5 protein-coding genes are annotated in these 8,379 nt (G+C 43.2%); all 5 read right to left on the minus strand.

What is annotated here, in order from left to right; translation table 11 throughout:
• Nucleotides 1-98 precede the first annotated feature (98 nt).
• A complete protein-coding gene (lpdA, locus tag CXF72_RS11520; RefSeq protein WP_101039165.1) occupies nt 99-1,529 on the minus strand; it encodes a dihydrolipoyl dehydrogenase in 1,431 nt (476 codons plus the stop codon).
• Nucleotides 1,530-1,645: 116 nt separating this feature from the next.
• Nucleotides 1,646-3,247, minus strand: a complete 1,602-nt coding sequence (gene aceF / locus CXF72_RS11525) for a dihydrolipoyllysine-residue acetyltransferase (protein WP_101039166.1) — start codon at nt 3,245-3,247, stop codon at nt 1,646-1,648.
• Between the two features lie 57 nt (nt 3,248-3,304).
• Complete coding sequence (gene aceE / locus CXF72_RS11530) at nt 3,305-5,965, minus strand: pyruvate dehydrogenase (acetyl-transferring), homodimeric type (RefSeq protein ID WP_101039167.1); 2,661 nt, start codon at nt 5,963-5,965, stop codon at nt 3,305-3,307.
• A gap of 164 nt (nt 5,966-6,129) precedes the next feature.
• The gene (gene pdhR, locus CXF72_RS11535) at nt 6,130-6,879 is read right to left on the minus strand and encodes a pyruvate dehydrogenase complex transcriptional repressor PdhR (RefSeq protein WP_101039169.1); all 750 of its coding nucleotides are present in this window, start codon (nt 6,877-6,879) and stop codon (nt 6,130-6,132) included.
• A gap of 815 nt (nt 6,880-7,694) precedes the next feature.
• A complete protein-coding gene (locus CXF72_RS11540; RefSeq protein WP_101039168.1) occupies nt 7,695-8,342 on the minus strand; it encodes a bifunctional 4-hydroxy-2-oxoglutarate aldolase/2-dehydro-3-deoxy-phosphogluconate aldolase in 648 nt (215 codons plus the stop codon).
• Nucleotides 8,343-8,379 lie beyond the last annotated feature (37 nt).

An 8,379-nucleotide genomic window follows, 5' to 3' on the forward strand; every position in this document is an offset into this window, starting at 1 on the left:
CGTAGCTCGTAGCTCGTAGCTCGACACTCGTAGCTAAATCATAACCACAAAAAAAGGCGCTTAAAAAGCGCCTTTCTGATCTTGATTCAAACAATCAATTATTTAGATTTTTTTACCGCTTTTGCATTTGGTAAATCTGTAATCGAACCTTCATAGATTTCAGCGGCAAGGCCAACTGACTCATTAAGTGTAGGGTGTGCATGAATAGTTAAAGCAATATCTTCAGCATCACAACCCATCTCAATCGCCAGACCAATTTCGCCTAACAGTTCGCCAGCATTAGTACCAACTACTGCACCACCGATAACACGATGAGTTTCTTTATCAAAGATAAGCTTAGTCATACCCGCAGTACAATCAGATGCGATAGCACGACCGGAAGCAGCCCATGGGAAAACAGATTTCTCATAGTTAATACCCTGCTCTTTTGCTTCTTTTTCAGTCAGACCAACCCAAGCCATTTCCGGCTCAGTGTAAGCAACTGAAGGGATTGTTTTAGGATCAAAGTAATGTTTTTTACCTGCAATCACTTCTGCCGCAACATGTCCTTCATGAGTCCCTTTATGTGCAAGCATCGGCTGACCGACAACATCGCCAATCCCATGGATGTGCGGCACGTTAGTGCGCAGCTGCTTATCAACTTCAATAAAGCCGCGTTCTGTAACATTAATACCCGCTTTTTCAGCATCTAAAGAAAGACCGTTTGGTACACGACCAACCGCAACCAGTACAGCGTCATAGGGTTTTGCTTCGCTAGGTGCATTCTTACCTTCAAAAGACACATAAAGCGCATCTTCTTTGGCTTCAACGGCAGTCACTTTAGTGGACAGCATAATATTGAATTTGCTCTTCACTTTTTTAGTGTAAACCTGCACGATATCAATATCGGCAGCCGGTACTAACTGGTCTGCAAACTCAACGACATCAACGTCAGAGCCTAGTGATTTATACACAGTTCCCATTTCCAGACCGATAATACCACCACCTAAAACAAGCAGGCGTTTTGGCACTGAGCGCAGCTCTAGTGCATCGGTTGAATCCCATACACGCGGATCATCATGCGGTACGAAAGGTAATTTAATCGGACGGGAGCCCGCTGCAATAATTGCATTATCAAAAGTAACAGTGGTTTTTTCATCGCCATCCAGAGCTTCAATCGTATTGGCACCAGTGAATTTACCAAAACCATTCACTACTGTCACTTTACGCATTTTAGCCATGCCTTGCAGGCCACCGGTAAGTTGCGTAACAACTTTATCTTTCCAGATTCGAATTTTATCGATATCCGTTGACGGCTCACCGAATAAAACACCATGTTCAGAAAGTGCTTTAGCTTCTTCTATTACTTTTGATACATGTAACAGTGCTTTAGAGGGGATACAACCGACATTCAAACAAACGCCACCCAATGTATTGTATTTTTCTATTATAACTGTTTCTAATCCTAAGTCAGCTGCGCGGAATGCGGCTGAATATCCTGCAGGACCTGAACCTAATACTACAACTTGTGCTTTAATTTCTTTACTCATTTTGACCTCTATATTTTAGCCGTTACGCCAGAAAAACGATTGAAGTTTTGCGAGTCTATTTTATTGTCAAATAAATGCAAAATAAAAGGTCGACAAATGCCGACCTGTTAACATAATTATAGGATTAATGTACGCAAATCAGACAGATAATTATTAATCGCAGTAATGAAGCGAGCACCTTCTGCACCATCAATAACACGGTGATCATAGGAAAGAGCAAGTGGAACCATCAGACGAGGCTCAAACTCTTTGCCATTCCATAAGGGTTTCATCGCCGACTTAGAGACACCTAAAATAGCAACTTCAGGCGCATTTACGATAGGGGTAAACTGTGTACCGCCGATACCGCCAAGACTGGAGATAGTCATGCTGCCACCCTGCATATCTCTGGTGGTTAATTTACCGGCACGCGCTTTTTTCGAAATTTCTCCGAGTTCACGCGAGATATCATAAATTCCTTTGTTTATTACATCTTTTACTACGGGTACAACCAGACCGTTTGGCGTATCAACCGCAATACCGATATTGATGTATTTTTTCAGGATTAAACTTTCGCCATCTGCTGATAATGAAGAGTTGAAATCAGGATATTGTTGCAGTGCTTTAGCCACCGCTTTCATCATAAAGACTAACGGGCTGATTTTCAGACCTAAGTCACGTTTAACCGCAATCGCATTTTGTTCTTTACGGAACGCTTCAAGTTCAGTGATATCCACTTCATCAAATTGTGTAACATGCGGGATGGTTACCCAGTTACGGTGCAGAGACGGACCTGATATTTTTTGGATGCGTGAAAGTGGCTTAACTTCCACTTCACCAAATTTAGCGAAATCAACTTTTGGAGAAGCAAGCACTTGCAATCCGCCGCCACCACCACCACCACCGGATTTAGCCAGCAATAACTGTGCTTTAACATAAGTCTGCACGTCTTCTTTAGTCGTACGACCTTTAATGCCCGTTGCCGGAATAACAGCAAGATCCAGGTTAAACTCTCGAGCAGTACGGCGCACCGAAGGAGACGCTTTGATTGAGCCGGCAACAGAGACCTGTGAAGGGCTCAGTTGAGCAGCAGGCGCAGTTTTTGGTGCTTCAACAGCGGCAGTAGGAGCAACCGGAGCGGCAGCAACTGGCGCAGCAGCAACAGGAGCCGCAGCACCTTGCACTTCAACCACTAAAATTAATGAACCTTCAGAAACTTTATCACCCGCAGCGACTTTAATTTCTTTAACCACACCTGCAAACGGTGCAGGGACGTCCATTGACGCTTTGTCACCCTCAACCGTTAGGATATCTTGCTCTTCTGCTATGCTATCACCAACAGAAACTAATACTTCTGTTACTTCAACTTCGTCACCACCGATATCGGGAACAGATATTTCTTTTAACTGGGCAGTTGCAGCAGGTGCGTCAGCAACAGGTGCCGCTTCTGCTACGGGTGCAGCAGGTGCATCAGCAACAGGTGCCTCTGCAGCAGCTTCTCCAGCAACTTCAACCGTCAAGACAAGATTACCTTCAGAAACACTGTCTCCCACTTTTACTTTAATTTCTTTAACAACACCGGCAACCGATGAGGGAACATCCATTGATGCTTTATCACCTTCAATGGTTAATATATCTTGTTCCACAGCAATAGTGTCACCAACAGATACTAAAATATCAGTAATATCAGCCGCATCGGCACCAATATCAGGTAGTAAAAATTCTTTTAATTCAGACATAATAATTTTCCTAATCAATAAAAGACGCTGTTATTGTTTAATAACAGCGCATTTGATTTACGCAAATAATGGGTTGGTTTTGTTTACATCGATAGCAAATTTAGCGATGGCTTCAGTAACGACTGAACGTTCGATATCACCACGCTTAGCAAGCTCTGCTAATGCCGCAACAACAACATAACCGGCATTCACTTCAAAGTGACGACGTAAATTTTCACGGCTGTCACTGCGACCAAAACCATCGGTACCAAGCACTTTATATGAATCACTTGGAATAAATGCACGTACTTGCTCAGCGTAGTTTTTCATGTAATCCGTTGCAGCAATCGTTGGTTCATCACCTAATACCTGAGTAATGTAAGCCACTTTTTGCGGAGCTTCCGGGTTAAGCATGTTGTGTCGCTCTGCATCCTGACCTTCACGGGTTAATTCATTAAATGAAGTCACCGAGAAAATATCAGACGCGACGTCATATTCTTCGCTTAGAATAACGGCCGCTCGGCGTACTTCATTCATGATCGTACCTGAACTTAATAACTGTACCTTGTTGCTGCCAGTGTGTGATTGAAGTTTATAGATACCTTTACGAATACCCTCTTCAGCGCCTTCAGGCATTGCCGGCATGGCGTAGTTTTCGTTCATCACCGTTAAGTAGTAGAAAACATTCTCCTGCTTCTCACCGTACATACGCTCAATACCATCTTGAATAATAACGGCCAGCTCGTACACAAAGGTCGGATCATAAGAGATACAGTTCGGGATAGTATTTGCCTGAATGTGACTGTGACCATCTTCGTGCTGTAAACCTTCACCATTTAGCGTAGTACGACCAGCAGTCGCACCGATTAGGAAACCACGTGCCTGTTGGTCACCCGCCATCCATGCCATATCGCCAATACGCTGAAAACCAAACATAGAGTAGTAGATATAGAATGGAATCATCGGTAAATCATTGGTGCTGTAAGACGTGGCAGCTGCTACCCAAGAAGACATTGAACCTAGTTCATTGATACCTTCCTGAAGTACCTGACCCGATTTTGTTTCTTTGTAGTAAGAAACAACGCCGCGATCTTCCGGAGTGTATTCCTGACCATCGGGATTGTAGATACCTACTTGACGGAATAGACCTTCCATACCAAAAGTACGACCTTCATCGGCAATAATAGGGACGATATTTTTACCGATATTTTTGTCTTTTAATAATAGGTTTAATATACGTACATAAGCCATGGTCGTTGAGATTTCACGTTTTTGCTCTTGTAACAGCGGTGCGAATTTATCCAGCGCCGGTATCTCAAGTTTTCCAGAAAACTTAGTGGAACGTTTCGGCGTGTAACCTGATAGCGCTTCACGATGACCGTGTAAGTATTTGTATTCTGCCGATCCTTCTTCCAGTGTTAAATAAGGGAGAGTTGACGCTTTCTCATCACTTAACAGATCCTGCAGGTTTAAACGGTCACGTAAACTTTGAATATGTGATTCATTCATTTTCTTTACGCCGTGAGCAATGTTTTTGCCCTCAGCCGCTGCGCCCATGCCGTAACCTTTAACGGTTTTCGCTAGAATAACCGTTGGTTTACCTTTAGTCTCCTGGGCATTTTTAAAGGCAGCATAGACTTTAGATGAATCATGACCACCGCGCTTAAGTGCAAATATTTCTTCATCTGTCCAGGTTGCAACTAATGCCGCTGTTTCAGGGTATTTACCAAAGAAATGTTCACGGACGTAAGCACCGTCTTTTGATTTAAAGGTTTGGTAATCACCATCAACGGTCTCTTCCATTAATTGCAGCAGTTTACCCGATGAATCCTGCGCAAGCAGAGAATCCCAGTTGCCACCCCAGATAACTTTAACAACATTCCAGCCTGCACCATGAAATAGGCCTTCAAGTTCTTGAATAATGCTGCCGTTACCCATTACCGGGCCATCTAAACGCTGTAAATTACAGTTAATTAAGAAACACAAGTTATCCAGTTTTTCACGCGCAGCAAAGGACAAAGAACCACGAGATTCCGGCTCATCCATCTCACCGTCACCCAGAAAAGCATAAACACGCTGATTAGAGGTTGGTTTTAAATCACGACCTTCAAGATATTTTAGAAAACGTGCCTGATAAATAGCGGCAATTGGACCAAGACCCATCGAGACGGTCGGGAACTGCCAAAACTCAGGTAATAGTTTCGGATGCGGGTAGGAAGGTAATCCTTTACCATCAACTTCCTGACGGAAGTTATCAAGTTGGTCTGCGCTTAAACGCCCTTCAAGAAATGCACGCGCATAGATACCGGGAGAGATATGACCCTGGTAATAAACTAAATCTCCGCCATCGGTTTCATTCGCTGCACGAAAGAAATGGTGAAAACAGACTTCGTAGAATGTCGCCGCAGACTGGTAAGAGGCCATGTGCCCCCCTAAGTCCAACTCTTTTTTCGAAGCACGCATCACAATCATGATCGCATTCCAGCGGATAATAGAACGAATGCGACTTTCTATTTTGACATCACCAGGATAATCCGGCTGCTGTGCAAGCGGAATAGTATTAATATAATTTGTATTAATGTCCGTTGGTAACTTAACACCCTCTTTACGGGCTTGTTCGGTTACTTTTTTAATGATGAACTGAGCACGCTCGGTCCCTTCATCTTCAAGAATGGTTGTCAGGGCATCAAGCCATTCTGACGTTTCTTGTGCATCAATATCATTTAGGATGTCAGTCATGACACTTTCCTTCTTATCACTAGAAAATCTCAACCCGAAGGTTAAGCGTTTGATGTATAACTATTTATATTAACCATTACCTGTTTTAAAACACGTTTTGGATAATGCCGTCTCGGCAATAAGTAATATAAATAGTTACTTGATTGAGCTGTTTTTTTAGCAAGTTAAAAACGCCCTAATGCGCGTTTAAATGAACTCTCTTCACGTAACATCACAAGACGTGTTTCTTCAATGTAACTTAAATGCTGTGCTGATGCTTGTTGTGCGCTTGCGGGTTGTTTTGATAGAATCGCTTCCAGCAGCTGCAGACGATGCTGATGAATTTTATCAGCCACTTCAGGATAACCATAAAGTTGCTGCACATTATCGGCGATATTTTTTTCCAGCAGGGATTTTATACCACGCGCTAAATGTAAAAAAACCACGTTGTGAGCGGCCTCTATCACGGACAGATAAAACTGTGCGACGTGCTGAATTTCTTTTTCCAGATCGCGTGCTTGACGGGATTTTTCAATCGCCGCAAAACTATTTTTGATTTTGTCAAAATCAGCAGAGGTGCCACGCAGGGCTGCGTAATACGCAGAAACACCTTCCAGTGCATAACGAAACTCAAGTAAGTCATATTGAGATTCAGGGTGAGTATTTAACAGTTCAAATAAAGGATCGGTTAAACGCTCGCGCAACTCTTCTTTAACATAGGTTCCGCCGCCTTGACGACGGTTAAGTAACCCTTTCGACTCTAAGCGCTGCATCGCTTCACGCAGTGAAGGGCGGGAGACATCAAACTGTTTAGACAGTTCACGTTCCGAAGGTAATTTTTCACCGAGCTCCAAAGAGCCATCTAGAATCATGCTTTCAAGACGATTTTCAATCACATCCGCAAGTTTCGGTTGTTTGATTTTTGCGTAAGTCATAATGTCCTTAATAAACAGAAACTTTGCCGGCGAGTTAATTGGTATTACCATTTTACTTTTAACCATCTAAATTAACAATTATTTTACCCGACGTCTAGTGATATTGACATAAATCAAAAAATATCTCTTGCTCTTGATAGCCCATAGCTCATTTTATCCTGCTGAACACAAAAGGTAAGACCAATTTATTGCGAATGTTAATAGCCTGTGATAAAGCGCCGCTTGGGGTAATCAATTTATCGCAAGCTCAGCTGCTGATCTATTAAGCAGTCATTTTTTTCCCCTTGATGGTGAATAAAAATAAGCAGAAGAAAAAACCATCCCACAGGATATAGCAATATTGCTAGCGTGACCAAAATGTCCGCAAGTTATTATTGGCGAGACTTGTCTTCTGCAAAACAGACAAAAATGGCTGGTGCATGGGATCAGCCGGGCTTTGCAATCCAAGCGGGTGAAAGTATATAACTTTCGCTATCAAAGCAGGGATAGACCCATCAATAAATGACGCCTGCCTTGTATTAGACGAAGTGATTAAACGGCTAATCATTAAGCCTTTAAGTTTTTAAGTTTTTAATCAAAGATACCACCTGCTTGGCAAGCTCGGTGAGCTTATCCCAGTTACCCGCTGCAATGTTAGTAAGTTAAGTCTTTAAGTTGGTAATCAAAGACACCACCTGCTTGGCAAGCTCGGTGAGCTTATCCCAGTTATCTGCTGCAATGTTAGTAAGTTAAGTCTTTAAGTTGGTAATCAAAGACACCGCCTGCTTGGCAAGCTCAGTCAGCTTATCCCTGTTATCTGCTGCAATGTTAGTAAGTTAAGTCTTTAAGTTGGTAATCAAAGACACCGCCTGCTTGGCAAGCTCGGTGACCTTATTCCAGTTACCCGCTGCAATAGCATCATTAGGCATCATCCAGGAACCGCCCACGGTTACTACACAATTGAGTGCCATATAATCAGCAACATTATCCAGGTTTATTCCACCCGTTGGGCAAAAAGACACTTGAGGTAACGGCCCGGCAATGGCTTTTAACGCAGCAGCACCACCATTTGCTTCGGCTGGAAAAAATTTCAGATGATCATAACCTGACGCTAAGGCGGTAATAATCTCCGAAGGTGTCGAAACTCCTGGAATCAAAGGCGCGGGGCCCGTTTTAGCATGCTCTAATAAGCTTTGGCTGTATCCGGGAGAAATAATAAATTTTGCCCCCGCTGCAACGGCAGCGTCATATTGTTGTGCATTGATAATAGTGCCGGCGCCGATCATGGCCTCGGGCATCGCTGTCGCGATAGCTTTAATCGCCTCTAAAGCCACTTTTGTTCTTAAGGTCACTTCAAAAATATTAATCCCCCCCGCCGCCAGCGCCTTGACCATTGGCAGCGCATCTTCAAGATTATTGATGACCATCACTGGTACGACAGGCGAATAAGCAAAAACCTCTGCAGGTGAAATAGTCCAATTCATGTTAACTCCTTATTGATTACTATTATTGGCATAACCG

The organism is Psychromonas sp. MB-3u-54, from assembly GCF_002836415.1.
GTDB lineage: Bacteria > Pseudomonadota > Gammaproteobacteria > Enterobacterales > Psychromonadaceae > Psychromonas.

Excerpts from the sequence above, each read along its gene's own strand:
- lpdA (WP_101039165.1), bottom strand. The coding sequence starts at position 1,529 with ATGAGTAAAGAAATTAAAGCACAAGTTGTAGTATTAGGTTCAGGTCCT.
- aceE (WP_101039167.1), bottom strand. The coding sequence starts at position 5,965 with ATGACTGACATCCTAAATGATATTGATGCACAAGAAACGTCAGAATGG.
- CXF72_RS11540 (WP_101039168.1), bottom strand. The coding sequence starts at position 8,342 with ATGAATTGGACTATTTCACCTGCAGAGGTTTTTGCTTATTCGCCTGTC.
- aceF (WP_101039166.1), bottom strand. The coding sequence starts at position 3,247 with ATGTCTGAATTAAAAGAATTTTTACTACCTGATATTGGTGCCGATGCG.
- pdhR (WP_101039169.1), bottom strand. The coding sequence starts at position 6,879 with ATGACTTACGCAAAAATCAAACAACCGAAACTTGCGGATGTGATTGAA.